Source organism: Dyadobacter sp. AC419 (assembly GCF_979253085.1).
In genome coordinates this window covers 81,177-96,374 of record NZ_CEEDCD010000008.1, presented here as the reverse complement: position 1 = coordinate 96,374, position 15,198 = coordinate 81,177, and the positions used below count along the sequence as shown (strand labels likewise).

The following is a 15,198-nucleotide window of genomic DNA, read 5'->3' as shown; positions in this document are numbered from 1 at the left end:
ATGGAACCATATAACTAAATATAAAGAGCAATATTATGGTATTTACCCTTTCCAAACGAATTTTTTCTTTGTTGTTTGAGATCTGTCCTACCTTTGTAGTAATTGAATTTTACTTTAAGAACATGAATTACCTTTCAGCGGAAAATATAGCAAAGTCATTTGGCGATCAATGGCTTTTCAAAAACATTAATTTTGGAATCAGCAGGGGAGATAAAGTTGCGCTCATTGGCACAAACGGAACCGGTAAAACCACTTTTCTTAATATCCTGACGGGGAAAATTCCCGCCGATGAAGGTGAAGTAAGCATTCGTAAAGATATTCGCGTCGGTTACCTCGACCAAAGCCCGGCATTTGATGAAAGCCTTTCGGTGATTGACGTGATTTTTTCTTCCAACAATCCGGTGGCGCAAGTTGTTAAGCGCTACGAGCATGCCATTGAAACGGATAACCACGACGAGCTTGCCGAAGTGATGGAGGATATGGACAAGTTTAATGCATGGGATTTTGAATACAGGACTAAGGAAATCCTGGGACGTCTCGGCATTCACAATACGGAAAACCTTTTTGGAACACTATCGGGCGGGCAGCGGAAGCGGGTTGCTATGGCGAAGGTTTTGTTGGAAGATCCGGATTTACTGATCCTGGATGAGCCTACCAACCATTTGGACCTTGACACGGTGGAATGGCTGGAAAACTATCTGAACACTTCTAATACGACGCTTTTGGTTGTAACCCACGACCGGTATTTCCTGGATACAGTTTGTAATCAAATGCTGGAACTGGATCACGGATCAGCATATCCATATAAAGGAAACTACACTTATTTCCTTGAAAAAAAGGCGGAGAGAGAAGAAATGGAGGCTGCCGGCATTGATAAAGCGCGAAACCTCATGCGCAAGGAACTCGATTGGATCCGTCGCCAACCCAAAGCACGTGGAACCAAGGCGAAATATCGCGTGGATGCATTTGAGGAATTGAAAGAAAAAGCAAGTCAGAAGAAGTTTGATACTCAAATGGAACTGAATGTGCGGACTTCAAGGCTTGGAAGCAAGATCATTGAACTGGAAAATGTAAGCAAAGGCTTCGGCGAAAGGCAGCTGATTAAAAACTTCGAATATACATTCAGAAAAGGAGACCGGATTGGGATTGTTGGTCAGAACGGGATGGGGAAATCCACGCTGTTGAATATGATCACCGGCGAGCTGATGCCGGATAAGGGCCAGATCGTAAAAGGAGAAACGGTTCAATTTGGTTATTATAAGCAATCGGACCTCATTTTTAATGAAAATCAGCGGGTTATTGACATCGTAAAAGATGTTGCAGAAGTGGTGCAATTGGGAACCGGAGAAACGGTTACGGTCGGACATTTGCTGCAAGCATTCCTTTTCTCGCCTTCCAAACAATATGATTTTATTTCCAAACTAAGCGGTGGAGAAAAGCGGAGATTGCAATTGCTGCTGATATTGATCAAGCAGCCCAACTTCCTGATTCTCGATGAGCCTACAAATGATCTGGACATTGCGAGTTTGAATGTGCTGGAAGAATTTTTACTGAACTTCCCCGGATGTCTCGTGATCGTTTCCCACGACAGATATTTCCTTGACAGGCTCGTACAGCACATTTTTGTGTTTGAAGGAGAAGGTAAGATCAGCGATTTCCCGGGGAATTATACAGAGCTGCGCGAATATCAGGACGAGCAGGAAGCGGAGAAGAAAAGCTCGGGAGGAAATGCGGGTAAGAGCAACACAACGCACGTGATCCAGCCGGTGAAGGAAACTGCCGCTCCCGTTGCTGCAGCTGCGCCTAAGCGCAAGCTAAGCTTCAAGGAGCAAAAAGAAATGGAGCAGTTGGAAGCGGACATTGCAAAACTGGAACAGGAAAAAGAAGCTTTGGTGGCCAAGTTAAATGCGGGAGGCTCGCATGCTGATCTGGCACAATGGTCTAAAAGAATCGAGGAAATTACGGAGAGCCAGGCCGACAAGGAAATGCGTTGGTTGGAGCTGTCTGAAAATGCTTAAATATTTGGCGGACTTACAAATTTTGCCTTGCTTAGTGGTCCGTTTAAATCAAAACTATGAATTCAGTAACCGAATTTTTCCAATACATTCTTGATTCCGAAGAGTTAATTCGTACCGGAGGCTTGTTGGTTATTACATTCATCATTTTTGCTGAAAACGGACTGTTTTTTGCATTTTTTCTTCCGGGAGATTATCTCGTTTTTCTGGCAGGCGTTTTCTGCGGCACGGGAATTCTCGATGTGCCGATCGGCATTTTGCTTTTATGCATGTTCACCGCCGCGGTTTTGGGCTCGCTCGTGGGTTATATTTTTGGGAAATATTTCGGCGACATGTTCGAGAACAGACCTGATTCTTTCTTTTTCAAGAAAAAACACATTGACACCACGCGGAAATATTTTGAGAAATACGGAAGCAGAACATTGATTATCAGCCGCTTTCTCCCCGTTGTCCGCACGTTCGCACCGATCCTCGCTGGATTGGTTAAAATGACTTTCCCTTCATTTATGATTAATAATGTTGCCGGCGGCGCAATCTGGATCGGGGCGCTTACGGGCGGCGGCTTTCTCTTCGGCGAGCGTTTTCCCTGGATCGTGGATTACGTTCAGTATATCATTCTTTTCTTCCTCGCCATCACCACATTCACGGTTATCAAAGGTTATTTGAATGCTAGGAAAGAGATGAGCTAACATTGTCCCCATCTTCTTCTTCCTTAAACCAACCCGAATAAGTAATGTAATTGTTTGCAGTCCGGTCGATGGCTGCATTTAATTCGGGAGAAACATCTTTGAGATATTTTGCAGGATTTCCAGCGTAAATCGTTCCGGGAGGCACTTTTGTTCCTTGCGTTACAATGGCGCCGGCCGCTACAATCGAACCTTCGCCAATCGCGGCTCCATCCATCACAATAGCGCCCATGCCGATCAATACGTGGTCTTCAATGGTGCAACCATGCACAATTGCATTGTGTGCCACGGAGACATAACTGCCAATGGTGGTCGCAAACCGCTGGTAAGTGCAATGGATCACCGCGCCATCCTGCACATTGGAAAAATCACCAATGCGAATGCTGTTCACATCCCCGCGAATGACCGCATTAAACCACACTGTGCAATGCGTTCCCATAACCACATCACCAACGATGGTCGAATTTTCCGCAAACCAGCAATTTTCGCCAAATGCGGGCTTCACTCCGCGAACAGATTTGATAAGTGCCATATTCTTTATTATATTATATTTTAGTCAAGTGGCAAGCACGATTTTTGTTTCAGCCGAAAATACGTCGAATTTCTTGCCGAAAATTAAATATATTTCGTTTTTGATACACTAAGCCATACCCACTATGCCATCAGCCATGAATATTTCGAAGGGAAGTCTGTTGATCGCCAAGCCGTTCTTGGGGGATCCCAATTTTGAACGCGGTGTTATTTTAATGTGCGAACACAATGAGCAGGGCAGTTTTGGCTTTGTGCTGAATCAGACCACAGAACTGTTTCTGGGCGATGTGCTGGAAGAAACCATTTATCAGGACATTACCCTGCATTTGGGCGGACCCGTCGAGAAAAATACATTACACTTTATCCACAGAAGACCAGACCTCATTGCCGGAGGAACGGAGATCATGAAAGATGTTTACTGGGGTGGAGACTTTGAAAGTGTGAAAATGCTGCTGAATTTAAGCAATTTCCACTCCGATGATATCCGATTCTTCATTGGTTATTCCGGGTGGAGCGGCGGCCAGCTTGATGACGAGGTGAAGCAGGATTCCTGGATCATTTCGAGCACCAATTCGGAATTCCTTTTTTCAACGCCTCCTGAAAATTTCTGGCGGGAAATCCTGCGTAACATGGGCGGCGAATATCGCTCCATCGCACATTATCCGATCGATCCAAGGCTTAATTAAGCTTTAAACGCTCAGTTTGAGCTCCCGAGTCCGTTAATGGATTCGTAGTCGGACCTGATGCGGCCCACTTCTTTGGTAAGGAACTGCTGCAATGCTTCGTTAAAAATTTTCTTATCTTCCTCACTCAGCGAAGCATACAAATCTTTGAGCTCCTGGTTGATCTGCGCGCGCTCCTCGTCCGAACCTGCGTTCATGGAACGAATGTGAAAGCGTTTAAAATCGAATTCCGGCATAGCAATTTTTATTTTAATGGGGTCAAAATTACAAAATGTGACCGAACGAGAAAATCGTGCCGGGTGTTAACGAGAAATATGAATAATTATAATTCGAAATGAACAGAACCTTTTTTTTTATATTTCTCACCTTTATACTTTTTGTAATTGATTGGTATGTGTGGCAGGGGTTGCGTTTTGCAATCCGGAATCTTACACCCGTATCGCAGCGCTGGATCGGTGGCGCATATTGGGGATTGACCATTCTGACGCTCGGCGCATACATTATCATGCAGCTGCTTCCGCCCGATACACTGAAAAGCACGACCCGCACATTCATTGTCGCTTTCATCGCTATTCCTTATTTATCAAAATTGCTGGCGGTTTTGTTGTTGTTTTTGGACGATATCCGTCGCTTTTTACAATGGATTGCAAGCTATTTCTTCCCTTCTGCTGCGCACGTTTCTCCGGAAACGGGTGAAGCCACCATTCCGCGATCACAGTTTATTGCAACAACTGCCATGGTTGCAGGAGCGGGCCTGATTAGCACATTTGCATACGGAATTATATCTGGTGCGCACGATTACCGGATCCGCCGGGTGCGCGTGCCCTTGAAAAATTTGCCCAAAGCATTTGACGGAATCAAAATTGCGCAATTGTCAGACATTCATTCGGGAAGCTTTTTTAACAAAACTGCTGTGAAAGGCGGGATTGAAATGTTGATGAAAGAGAAGCCAGACATTGCTTTTTTTACCGGTGATACTGGTGAATGACCGTGCAATGGAAGTGAAGGATTACATTAATATTTTTGATAAAGTAAAAGCACCGCTGGGCGTGCATTCGGTTTTAGGAAATCACGATTATGGTGATTATTTCCAATGGCCGAGCATTGAGGCAAAAACAAAAAACCTGGCTGATTTGCAGCATGCGCACAAACTGTTAGGCTGGAACCTGATGCTTGATGAAAACCGCGCGATCCGCGTTGATGGCGAGGAGATCGGATTGATCGGCATTCAAAACTGGGGAGCCGGGAACTTCGCCAAATACGGAAATCTTGAAAAAGCCTATCAGCATACAGACCAGTTTCCGGTAAAAATATTGCTTTCCCACGATCACAAGCCACTGGCAAGCGCAGGTCTTGCCGAAATATAAAGACATTGACCTCGCCCTTGCCGGACATACACACGGCATGCAGTTCGGCGTGGAAATTGGAAAAGTGAAATGGAGTCCGGTGCAATACAGATATAAGGAATGGGCGGGGTTATACACGGAGAATGACCAGCATTTATATGTAAACCGCGGATTTGGTTATCTTGGTTATCCGGGCCGGGTTGGTATTTTGCCCGAAATTACCATTATAGAGCTGGTTAAGGCTTAATGCGGGAACTTGTAAATCCGTTAAATCAGTTATACAGGATAGCGGATCAAATGCGTTGAGTATATAAGGCCTTTGTATTCAAAAATTAAAAGATGATGACAAAATTTGCTTCCTTATTTCTTGTATTAGCATTGATTTGCGGCATATCCGGCGTGACCACAGCGAGTGCCAAACCGGTCAATGCAAAGACTGAGCTTTTTGCTAAAAAGAAAAAGTATAAGGGTTATAAGAAACCGAAATCCAAGAAATTCCTCGGAATATTCAAGCGAAAGACGGATTGCGGTTGTCCCAATCACTGACACTCTATTTGACATCAATTTGCATATATTCAAGAGTAAGCAGACCCATCATTCTCTAAGAGATTTGGGTGGATTTGCTTACTTTTGTATTTTAAAAAACCACTTAATATTGACTTTGTCAGCCCAAGTTGAATGAAAATTAATCTTCGGAACCAGGATAAATTTGAAAACCGTCACCACGGTAAGGATGCGCAGGAATTGCAGGAGATGCTGAGTACGATCGGAGCCGCATCACTGGATGAATTAATTGACCAGACACTTCCTCAGGCCATCAGATTGCAGAAGCCGCTCAACTTGCCAAGACCAAAGTCGGAGCAGGAGTTTTTGCAGGGGATCAAAAAAATTGCAAGCAAAAATGCGGTTTTGAAATCCTACATCGGAACAGGTTATTACGATACAATCACACCCAATGTTATTCTTCGGAATATTTTGGAAAATCCGGCGTGGTACACGGCTTACACGCCTTACCAAGCTGAAATCGCGCAAGGCAGGCTAGAAATGCTCCTTAATTTCCAGACCGTTATTACGGATCTTACCGGAATGGAAATTGCGAATGCATCATTGCTGGATGAAGCAACAGCCGCAGCAGAAGCTGTAACGATGCTGCACAGCCAGCGCTCATCTGCACGCAAAAAAGCAGACACATTCTTCGTTTCTGAACTTTGCCATCCACAGACAATCGACCTTATCCACACAAGAGCAAAGCCAATTGGCATTGACGTCATTGTTGGAAATCACGCAACGGTTGATTTAACTGACGAAAATCTTTACGGAGTCCTGGTTCAATATCCAGCCTCTAACGGAGAAGTTATAGATTACACTGATTTTATTGCCGCAGCACACGAACAGGGAATTTCAGTTGCCGTAGCAGCCGATTTGCTGGCGCTTACATTGTTGAAGTCACCTGGTGAAATGGGCGCTGATGTTGTTGTGGGTTCTTCGCAACGGTTTGGTGTCCCAATGGGTTACGGCGGACCGCATGCAGCTTATTTTGCAACCAAGGAAGCATTCAAAAGACATATTCCAGGACGGATCATCGGTGTTTCCGTAGATTCGGAAGGCAATCGCGCATTGCGTATGGCGTTGCAAACCCGTGAGCAACACATTCGCCGCGAAAAAGCAACTTCTAACATTTGTACGGCACAAGTGCTTTTGGCAGTTATTGCTGGCGCTTACTGTGTATATCACGGTCCGGAGGGGTTGAAGACCATTGCTGCCCGCGTTCATGGATTGACTCGTCTTTTTGTTGATACAATTAAGCAGTTTAATTACGAAGTGGCTACGGAGCAGTTTTTTGACACCGTAACCATTAAAACCACACTGACCAGGAAGTTGAGAGAAACTTCTGTGAAATGGGGCATTAACCTGAAATACAATGGTGAGGAAAGTGTGTCGGTTTCATTTGATGAGGCAAAGACCTTTGACGATGTCATTGCACTTTTGAATGTATTTGCGGAAGTTTCCGGTTTTCAGGGTGAAATGGTGATTGAGGAAGAGTTAGAAACGGAATTGCCAGCAAATCTTGCCCGCACATCTGAATATCTGACGCATCCGATTTTTAATACGCACCATACAGAGCACGAAATGCTCCGCTATCTGAAATCGCTTGAAAATAAAGATCTTTCATTGGTTCATTCGATGATCTCATTGGGCAGCTGCACGATGAAATTGAATGCAACAGCCGAAATGATTCCTTTGACATGGCCGGAGTTTGGTGCTATTCACCCTTTCGCCCCGACGAATCAAGTTGGCGGTTATGCACAGCTTGTTAGCGAGCTGAACATTTGGTTGTGCGAGATTACAGGATTTGCAGCCATGTCATTCCAGCCAAATTCAGGTGCACAAGGAGAATATGCAGGCCTTATGGCGATCCGTGCTTATCACGAAAGCCGCGGCGAAGCACACCGGAATGTTGCATTGATCCCATCTTCTGCACACGGAACTAACCCGGCTTCTGCTGTAATGGCGGGCATGAAAGTGGTTGTTACTAAATGTGACGAAAGAGGAAACATTGACGTAGCCGACCTCCGTGCGCGCGCGGAACAATATAAAGATGAATTGTCTTGCCTAATGGTCACATATCCATCAACGCACGGCGTTTACGAGGAAAGCATCATTGAGATTTGCGCAATGATCCATTCATTCGGCGGACAAGTTTATATGGACGGTGCCAACATGAATGCACAGGTTGGATTAACAAGCCCTGCAACAATTGGTGCGGACGTTTGCCACTTGAATTTGCATAAAACATTCTGCATTCCGCATGGCGGTGGCGGTCCGGGTGTGGGCCCGATTGGCGTTGCAGAGCATTTAATGCCATTTTTGCCAAGTCACGTAAACTTCAATACGCAGCCTGAGCATTTGCCTGCCGGAGAAGCCGGAGCAGTTTCAGCAGCGCCTTATGGAAGTGCAAGCATCCTGACGATCTCTTACGCTTACATTGCAATGATGGGCGAGCAAGGATTGACCAATGCAACCAAATATGCGATCCTGAACGCGAATTATATCAAGGAACGCCTTAGCGGTCATTACGATGTTCTTTACACAGGAACCAATGGCCGTTGTGCGCACGAAATGATCTTGGATTGCCGTTCGTTCAAATCAGTAGGCGTGGAGGCAGAGGATCTTGCAAAACGTTTGATGGATTACGGTTTTCATGCACCGACATTGTCATTCCCGGTTGCAGGCACATTAATGATCGAGCCAACGGAATCTGAGTCCAAAGCTGAGCTTGACCGTTTCTGTGACACAATGATCGCGATCAGAAATGAGATTCGTGAGATTCAGGATGGCATCGCTGACCGTACGGACAATGTGTTGAAAAACGCTCCGCATACATCCCGGATTTTGTTAGCAGACAACTGGACGCGTTCTTACAGCCGCGAGAAAGCAGCATTTCCATTGCCACATTTGCGTTTCAACAAGTTCTGGCCAAGTGTTAGCCGCGTTGACAGCGCTTATGGAGACCGCAACCTGATCTGCTCTTGCATTCCGGTTGAGGCTTATAGTGAAGTTGAAGCAAGTTAAGGTTCATTTATAGATAATGAAAAAGGGAAACGCTCACTGAGCATTTCCCTTTTTTTATGGCTTTGAACTGAATGTCGTTTAAAAATGTCTCTCTCCAATTTCGCGTTTCCCGAGCATTACTGCACCCACCATCGCCACTAAAAGCAGAATGGAAACCAATTCGAAAGGAAGCAGATAGTCGCGGAAAAGCAAATGACCTAGATTTTCGATCATCCCGATCTGCGAATCAAACTGCTGCTCGTCCAGTCCTGGAATTACGCTCTTGCGGTAAGCACCGAACAAAATCACAAATACAGTTCCGCCGACAATGGTTGCGGCGATTTTGGTCAGATTGGTTTTCGATTCTTCATGATCCTGCTTCATGTTAAGGAACATGATCACAAACAAGAAGAGCACCATAATTGCACCGGCGTAGACGATAATGTTAACCGCAGCCAAAAACTGTGCATTTAATAGAATATAATGTCCTGAAAGCGTAAAGAATGTCAGGATCAGATAAAGCACACTGTGGATCGGGTTACGAGAAACGACGACCATTACTGCGCTCAGAATTGTCAGAAACGAAAGAAAATAGAAAAATGAAACGGTTGAATTCATAGTAAGATTAGCTGATATGCTCGGTTACGTTCAGGGAATGGCTCTTGGAACAACATTAGTCACTTCACCGCTGGCTCTTTTCATATCCAGTGCACGCGCCTCTTCTTTCGTCCAGGCTTCGCGGGTATAACGGTTATTCATGTCTTCAACCAAAAGGTCTTTTCCCCAAATCACCTGATCACGTTCTGCAAACACAGGCACGAATTCGTCATGACGAAGATAAACAGCCTGTTTCGGGCAAGCTTCCTCGCAAAGTCCGCAGAAAATGCATCTCAGCATATTCACCTCGTAAACAGCCGCATATTTTTCCTCGCGATAAAGTTTTTCTTCTCCTTTTTCACGCTCAGCCGCTACGATCTGAATGGCTTCGGCAGGACACGCTACGGCACATAAACCGCATGCTGTGCAGCGCTCGCGGCCGTCTTCGTCTCTTTTCAGAATATGTCTTCCACGGAAAACCGGACCCAAATATCTTTTTACTTCGGGATATTCTATGGTTACTTTTTTTGCAAAAAAGTGCTTGATGGTGATCGCTAAACCTGTTGCAATAGCAGGCAAGTAGGCGCGTTCCATGAACGTCATTTCTTTATTGCTTACTTGCTTAGAGCGATTTGTCAGTTGCATGGCAATGTGTTTTTATTAATTCAACCACGCAGTGATAGCCGGTTTAAGGAAAAGCACGGCAGCACCTGTGATTATGATATTAAAAATAGCGAGCGGGATCAGTTTTTTCCAGCCCAGATTCATCAATTGGTCATAGCGGAAGCGCGGAATTGTCCAGCGCACCCACATATAAAAGAAGATAAAGAACAATGCTTTACCGAAAAATACTGCTGTTCCGATCAACGTAGCTGCATTGTGACCTGTTTCAGATCCGAAAGCTTGTGTCAGCTGCGTGTAAACCCAGTCCATTCCAGGATAATTGTATCCGCCAAAATATAATGTTGAAATAATGGCCGATGAAATGAACATGTTAATGTATTCTGCGAACAGATAGAAGCCTAGTTTCATACTGCCATACTCGGTGTGATAACCGCCTACAAGCTCAGTTTCGCACTCAGGAAGGTCAAATGGTACACGGTTACATTCCGCAAATGAGCAGGTTATAAAAATAATGAACCCAAGCGGCTGGTAAAAGATGTTCCAGTTTCCGCCGTGTTGCTGAGAAACAATCTCACCGAGTGAAAGCGAGCTGCTCATCATTAAAATCGCAATCAGGGAAAGTCCCATTGCAACTTCATAACTAATGTTTTGAGATGCTGCGCGAATAGCACCCAGAAGCGAGAACTTGTTATTAGAAGCCCAGCCTCCCACCATAATTCCGTAAACGCCCAATGCGACAACGCCGAAAACATAAAGAATTCCAATATTTGATTCAACACCCTGCAAAGCCACTTCATGACCATTAATGCGGAAAGTGCTTCCAAACGGAATTACTGCACTTGCCAGCAGTGCTGTTAACATCGCTAAACTTGGGCCAGCAATAAAGAGCCATTTGTTAGCCAAAGCAGGGATAAAATCTTCTTTAAAAAACATTTTTCCAGCATCTGCAAGTGGCTGAAGCAAACCGCCCGGTCCCGCTCTGTTTGGTCCCATCCGGTCCTGGATGAAACCTGCGACTTTGCGTTCTCCCCAGGTGGAATACATGGCAATGACGAGGGTAAGGACGAAAACAACGAAAATCGTTGCGGTTTTAATGAGAAACTCCGTTAAATCCATTTTCTAATCGAGATTACAGCTTGGCCGGTTTCAGCCGATTAATTAATTGTTTTTTGCCAGCAACGAGCGGTGATTTGCTCTGTCGTTGTTTTCAATGCTTTGATGACGGATCGTCTCTTCGTCAGTAACAAAAGGACGGGTGTCGTCAACCTTCTTATATTGTGTTTCTGCCAATCTTAAAGCAAAATCAGGCTTTTTAACGAGATCAGCGCGATATTTATTAGCAGAAATAACGGAACTGCGTTTCACTTTCGTTGGACCTTCCAAAACCCAGTCGCTTGTCTTTTTCTTTTCAAAGCGGCAAGTGTTGCAGATGAAGTCATTAACCTCGCCCCACGTGTTTTTGCGTGCAGTAACACGGATAATCTCGTCGCCTCTGTACCAAACCGTCGTTTTGCCGCAGCATTTATCGCAATCGCGGTGCGCATCTTCTGGTTTGGTAAACCATACGCGGTTTTTGAAGCGGTAAGTTTTATCCGTAAGCGCGCCCACCGGGCAAACGTCGATCACATTTCCTGAAAAATCATTGTCAATCGCTTTTTCAATGTAAGTGCTTATTTCTGAGGCATCCCCACGATTCATTACGCCATGCAGACGCTTATCTGTAATCTGGTCAGCCGTGTAAACGCAACGATAGCAAAGAATGCAGCGCGTCATGTGCAGCTGCACATAAGGACCAATGTCAATTTTATCAAAAGTCCTTCTGTCTTCCTCGTAGCGCGTTTGCACGGATCCATGCTCAAATGCAAAATCCTGCAAATGGCACTCACCAGCCTGGTCGCAGATAGGGCAGTCAAGCGGGTGATTGATCAGCAGGAACTCTACAATGCTCTTACACGTGTGTCCAGAACGGCCGGGTTAGTCGTATTTTCCACAACCATTCCTTCCTGAACTTGTGTAATGCAAGATGGAACGAGCTTTGGCATTGGTCGCGGATCTTTTGCAGAACCTTGTGCTACACGTACAAGGCAAGCCCTGCATTTACCGCCAGAAGTTGGCAGCGGTTTGTAATAACACATTGCGGGAGGCACAAGCGCAGCCTGACTTTCGTCCGCTTCTGCGATTTTGCGTGCAGCCTGCATAATGGTTGTTCCTGGTTCCACCTCGACTTCGATGCCGTCGAATGTAATTTTTATTAACTGAGGTTTGGTCTCTTCCATGCCAAAAATTATAACATTAAGCTATTTATCAGCTTCGTAAATATCATACGAGCCGACTGTTGAGCTGTATTTTAAAGTGTTTGCAAAATCAACATTGAGGATGTTAACGGGCACGATCCCTTTCAATGAAATTACGTATTTAATCTCCCTTCTCCTAACCATGTCCCCAAATTTATCAAAGCTGAATGTCCCGTTCAAATTTGCCAGATAAACCAGATCCGGGAATGGAATAAGCGCATTATTGACCAGAAACTGAGTGAGAAAATAGCCTTCCATATTATTGCCTCCGCAAATATAAACCCACTCTTTCGGTTTCAAATTTTTCTCTTTGTATAAATATTCCGACACCTTGCGCTCCTCCGAATATCTTGATTCAAAGTTGGAATTAATAACCGGCCGATATCTCATGAACACGAACAGCGTGCAATGTAAAAACGCAAAAATGAGATACAGCGAGACGCCGGCTTTCAAAAAAACATTGTCGAAACGACGCGCAAATGATTGATCACTAACGAATAGCGAAATCTGCAAAACGGATAACAGCAAGTAATCCTGATAATAGCCTACGCCTGCACCAATTTTAAATGCAGTGGACGTTGCGAACAGGAATAGCAAAAAGCAGCACAATGTCAAAAACAACTGAAACGGAGACGTCCTATGATAAATGACAAAAGCGCTTACAACAATGTTGGTGGCAATCAATGGTGCGAATTGCAATAACCAATGCTGCAATGTCCAGTCGTAAAACCAATCCCAGCTTGCCGAGTTTGCTACACCGCCGACAATGTTCGTAAAAAACAGCTCAACCGTATTAATAGGCAAGATCAACAGGTAAAACCCGAACACAGCAATGCCGAAAAAAGTCAGCATTATGACTGTTTTCCATTGTTTGTTTAAAAGCCAGAATATGCCCAGTGCAATGGGCAGAATAGCGCCGCTTTGTTTTACAAAAAATGCCGTCACACTAATAAAGACCGCAGCAAACCACCAATATTGCTTCCCGTTTTCTTGCAAAGCATTATAGACAGAGAAAACGAAAAGAGATGTCAGCAGAATAAGCAAACTGTCCGGCCTGGAAGTCGTAAGCAGCCAGAAACTGAGAATGTGAAAAATATAGAGTCCGGCAAGAATGGCTAAAACTGGCTTTTTGGTGACGCGGTAAAGAAAAACACCGATTCCAAAAACGGTCCCAATGGTGAAAAGATTTGACCAAAGTCTGCTGGCAAGATAAATCTTATGCACCTCAGCCGATGTCCAGCCCAGGATTTTACACAAAGTAGCAACAATGGTTGAATAAATAGGCGCGTATTGCGACAATCTGAAAGGCGCAGATTCCGGATCCAGATAAATAGGATTACCGGAAACCAGGAGCTGAATAGGCAAAATTGTGCTGCCTTCACTTCCTGATATGTCCGGATAGAAACTGATGGATGCCTGAAATTTAATGACTAAAAGTATCAATGCGCTGATGAGCCCGAAGATCAAAGCGATTACAAAAGAATTATCCCGGACCCAAATCAGCGACTTATTAATTTCCATTATACTAATGCCATTTCACCCTGATATACGGCGCCTGGCTGAGATGCTTCATGCGAATTTGTAATGTGCCACATAAATTCATCACGGAAATGCCTGATCGCACTCGCAACCGGCCAGGCCGCTGCGTCTCCCAAAGGACAAATGGTGTTTCCTTCGATTTTTTTGGAAATATCAACCAGCAGATCAATGTCATGCATGCTTCCGTGACCGTGCTCGATCCGGTGAAGGACTTTTTCCATCCAGCCTGTTCCTTCGCGGCATGGGCTGCATTGTCCGCAAGATTCGTGGTGGTAGAAACGCGAGAAATTCCAAGTGTTTCTGACGATACAAGCTGTTTCATCAAAAACAATGAATCCACCCGAGCCTAACATGGTTCCCGTTGCAAATCCACCGTCGGACAATGATTCATAGCTCATCAGGCGATCTTCGCCATTGGCCGTTTTCATGATCAGATGCGCTGGTAAAATGGGAACAGAAGAACCTCCTGCAACCAATGCTTTCAGATGATGTCCTGTTCTTACACCGCCGCAATATTCGTCGGAGTTAAGAAATTCTTCGACGCTTACACCTAATTCAATTTCATAAACACCAGGCTTATTAATGTGTCCCGAAGCAGAAATTAACTTTGTTCCGGTGCTGCGACCAAGACCAATGGCTGCGTAAGCATCTCCGCCATTGTTAATAATCCACGGCATGTTAGAAATCGATTCTACGTTGTTAACAACCGTAGGACTTTGGTATAAACCCTTTACCGCTGGAAATGGGGGCTTATTTCTTGGATTGCCTCTTTTTCCTTCCAATGATTCAAGAAGCGCAGTTTCTTCACCGCAAATGTATGCGCCACCGCCCGGCTGGACGATCAGTTCAAGATCGTAACCTGTTCCTAATATATTTTTGCCTAAAAATCCTTTTGCTTTCGCTTCTTCAATGGCTTTTTCCAATATACGGATCACGTACATCAGCTCGCCACGAACATAGATAAACGATTTATTCGCACCAAGTGCAAAACTTGAAATGATCATTCCTTCGATTAGCAAATGAGGAATGCATTTCATTAAATGGTGATCTTTGAATGTTCCTGGCTCAGATTCATCCGCATTACAAACAAGATAACGGGGAACACCTTCTGGTTTTGCCAAAAAGCCCCATTTCATGCCCATTGGAAATCCTGCACCACCTCTTCCACGCACACCCGATTTCTTCGCTTCTTCCACAACTTCTTCAGGAGTCATGGTTTTGATTGCTTTTTCAACGGCGGTGTACCCTCCCTTCGAACGGTAAACGTCGAAGGTTTCGATTCCCGGTGTATTAATATGCTCCGTTAATATTTTTCTAGCCATTTGAGGATC

Annotated in this window: 12 protein-coding genes and 2 pseudogenes; 6 read left to right on the top strand and 8 right to left on the bottom strand. The window is 44.7% G+C overall.

The window, feature by feature from the left end; all coding sequences use genetic code 11:
- Window positions 1–122 precede the first annotated feature (122 nt).
- Both AC0IYG_RS03840 and AC0IYG_RS03835 read left to right on the top strand, forming a co-directional pair.
- Window positions 123–2,018 carry an ABC-F family ATP-binding cassette domain-containing protein gene (locus tag AC0IYG_RS03840; RefSeq protein WP_471709707.1) on the top strand — a complete coding sequence of 632 codons (1,896 nt, stop codon included), beginning with the start codon at window positions 123–125 and terminating at the stop codon, window positions 2,016–2,018.
- 56 nt (window positions 2,019–2,074) lie between these two features.
- Window positions 2,075–2,704, top strand: a complete 630-nt coding sequence (locus AC0IYG_RS03835; RefSeq protein ID WP_471709706.1) for a DedA family protein — start codon at window positions 2,075–2,077, stop codon at window positions 2,702–2,704.
- On the opposite strand, the gene AC0IYG_RS03830 is transcribed toward AC0IYG_RS03835, so the two are convergent.
- A complete protein-coding gene (locus tag AC0IYG_RS03830) occupies window positions 2,685–3,233 on the bottom strand; it encodes a gamma carbonic anhydrase family protein (RefSeq protein ID WP_471709705.1) in 549 nt (182 codons plus the stop codon). The genes AC0IYG_RS03835 and AC0IYG_RS03830 overlap by 20 nt on opposite strands.
- Window positions 3,234–3,357: 124 nt before the next feature.
- On the opposite strand from AC0IYG_RS03830, the gene AC0IYG_RS03825 reads away from it, so the two are divergent.
- A complete protein-coding gene (locus AC0IYG_RS03825; protein WP_471709704.1) occupies window positions 3,358–3,918 on the top strand; it encodes a YqgE/AlgH family protein in 561 nt (186 codons plus the stop codon).
- Between the two features lie 11 nt (window positions 3,919–3,929).
- Here the strand turns inward: AC0IYG_RS03825 and AC0IYG_RS03820 are convergent, their stop codons facing one another.
- Entirely contained in the window at window positions 3,930–4,151 is a 222-nt protein-coding gene (locus tag AC0IYG_RS03820; RefSeq protein WP_471709703.1) for a hypothetical protein, read from the bottom strand.
- Between the two features lie 98 nt (window positions 4,152–4,249).
- Here AC0IYG_RS03820 and AC0IYG_RS03815 point away from each other — a divergent pair.
- From AC0IYG_RS03815 to gcvP, 3 genes and pseudogenes are all read left to right on the top strand, one after another.
- Window positions 4,250–5,508, top strand: a pseudogene (locus tag AC0IYG_RS03815) (metallophosphoesterase).
- 92 nt (window positions 5,509–5,600) lie between these two features.
- The gene (locus AC0IYG_RS03810) at window positions 5,601–5,807 is read left to right on the top strand and encodes a hypothetical protein (protein WP_471709702.1); all 207 of its coding nucleotides are present in this window, start codon (window positions 5,601–5,603) and stop codon (window positions 5,805–5,807) included.
- 132 nt (window positions 5,808–5,939) lie between these two features.
- On the top strand, window positions 5,940–8,834 hold the full coding sequence (gcvP, locus tag AC0IYG_RS03805) for an aminomethyl-transferring glycine dehydrogenase (protein WP_471709701.1): 2,895 nt from the start codon (window positions 5,940–5,942) through the stop codon (window positions 8,832–8,834).
- Between the two features lie 78 nt (window positions 8,835–8,912).
- On the opposite strand, the gene AC0IYG_RS03800 is transcribed toward gcvP, so the two are convergent.
- From AC0IYG_RS03800 to nuoF, 6 genes and pseudogenes are all read right to left on the bottom strand, one after another.
- Window positions 8,913–9,431 (bottom strand): NADH-quinone oxidoreductase subunit J family protein, encoded by a 519-nt coding sequence (locus AC0IYG_RS03800; RefSeq protein ID WP_471709700.1) that lies wholly within the window; start codon window positions 9,429–9,431, stop codon window positions 8,913–8,915.
- A 30-nt stretch (window positions 9,432–9,461) separates the two neighbouring features.
- Complete coding sequence (locus AC0IYG_RS03795; protein WP_471709699.1) at window positions 9,462–10,055, bottom strand: NuoI/complex I 23 kDa subunit family protein; 594 nt, start codon at window positions 10,053–10,055, stop codon at window positions 9,462–9,464.
- 15 nt (window positions 10,056–10,070) lie between these two features.
- On the bottom strand, window positions 10,071–11,150 hold the full coding sequence (gene nuoH, locus AC0IYG_RS03790) for an NADH-quinone oxidoreductase subunit NuoH (protein ID WP_471709698.1): 1,080 nt from the start codon (window positions 11,148–11,150) through the stop codon (window positions 10,071–10,073).
- Between the two features lie 42 nt (window positions 11,151–11,192).
- Window positions 11,193–12,310: pseudogene (locus AC0IYG_RS03785) on the bottom strand (NADH-quinone oxidoreductase subunit G).
- Between the two features lie 21 nt (window positions 12,311–12,331).
- Window positions 12,332–13,849, bottom strand: coding sequence for an ArnT family glycosyltransferase (locus AC0IYG_RS03780; protein WP_471709697.1), 1,518 nt, complete (start codon window positions 13,847–13,849; stop codon window positions 12,332–12,334).
- On the bottom strand, window positions 13,849–15,189 hold the full coding sequence (nuoF, locus tag AC0IYG_RS03775) for an NADH-quinone oxidoreductase subunit NuoF (RefSeq protein ID WP_471709696.1): 1,341 nt from the start codon (window positions 15,187–15,189) through the stop codon (window positions 13,849–13,851). The genes AC0IYG_RS03780 and nuoF overlap by 1 nt, the downstream gene beginning before the upstream one ends.
- Between the last annotated feature and the right edge of the window lie 9 nt (window positions 15,190–15,198).

Bases quoted from the DNA above. Each gene is read 5' to 3' on its own strand.
- AC0IYG_RS03840 (WP_471709707.1), top strand. From the start codon at position 123: ATGAATTACCTTTCAGCGGAAAATATAGCAAAGTCATTTGGCGATCAA.
- AC0IYG_RS03835 (WP_471709706.1), top strand. From the start codon at position 2,075: ATGAATTCAGTAACCGAATTTTTCCAATACATTCTTGATTCCGAAGAG.
- AC0IYG_RS03830 (WP_471709705.1), bottom strand. From the start codon at position 3,233: ATGGCACTTATCAAATCTGTTCGCGGAGTGAAGCCCGCATTTGGCGAA.
- AC0IYG_RS03825 (WP_471709704.1), top strand. From the start codon at position 3,358: ATGCCATCAGCCATGAATATTTCGAAGGGAAGTCTGTTGATCGCCAAG.
- AC0IYG_RS03820 (WP_471709703.1), bottom strand. From the start codon at position 4,151: ATGCCGGAATTCGATTTTAAACGCTTTCACATTCGTTCCATGAACGCA.
- AC0IYG_RS03810 (WP_471709702.1), top strand. From the start codon at position 5,601: ATGATGACAAAATTTGCTTCCTTATTTCTTGTATTAGCATTGATTTGC.
- gcvP (WP_471709701.1), top strand. From the start codon at position 5,940: ATGAAAATTAATCTTCGGAACCAGGATAAATTTGAAAACCGTCACCAC.
- AC0IYG_RS03800 (WP_471709700.1), bottom strand. From the start codon at position 9,431: ATGAATTCAACCGTTTCATTTTTCTATTTTCTTTCGTTTCTGACAATT.
- AC0IYG_RS03795 (WP_471709699.1), bottom strand. From the start codon at position 10,055: ATGCAACTGACAAATCGCTCTAAGCAAGTAAGCAATAAAGAAATGACG.
- nuoH (WP_471709698.1), bottom strand. From the start codon at position 11,150: ATGGATTTAACGGAGTTTCTCATTAAAACCGCAACGATTTTCGTTGTT.
- AC0IYG_RS03780 (WP_471709697.1), bottom strand. From the start codon at position 13,849: ATGGAAATTAATAAGTCGCTGATTTGGGTCCGGGATAATTCTTTTGTA.
- nuoF (WP_471709696.1), bottom strand. From the start codon at position 15,189: ATGGCTAGAAAAATATTAACGGAGCATATTAATACACCGGGAATCGAA.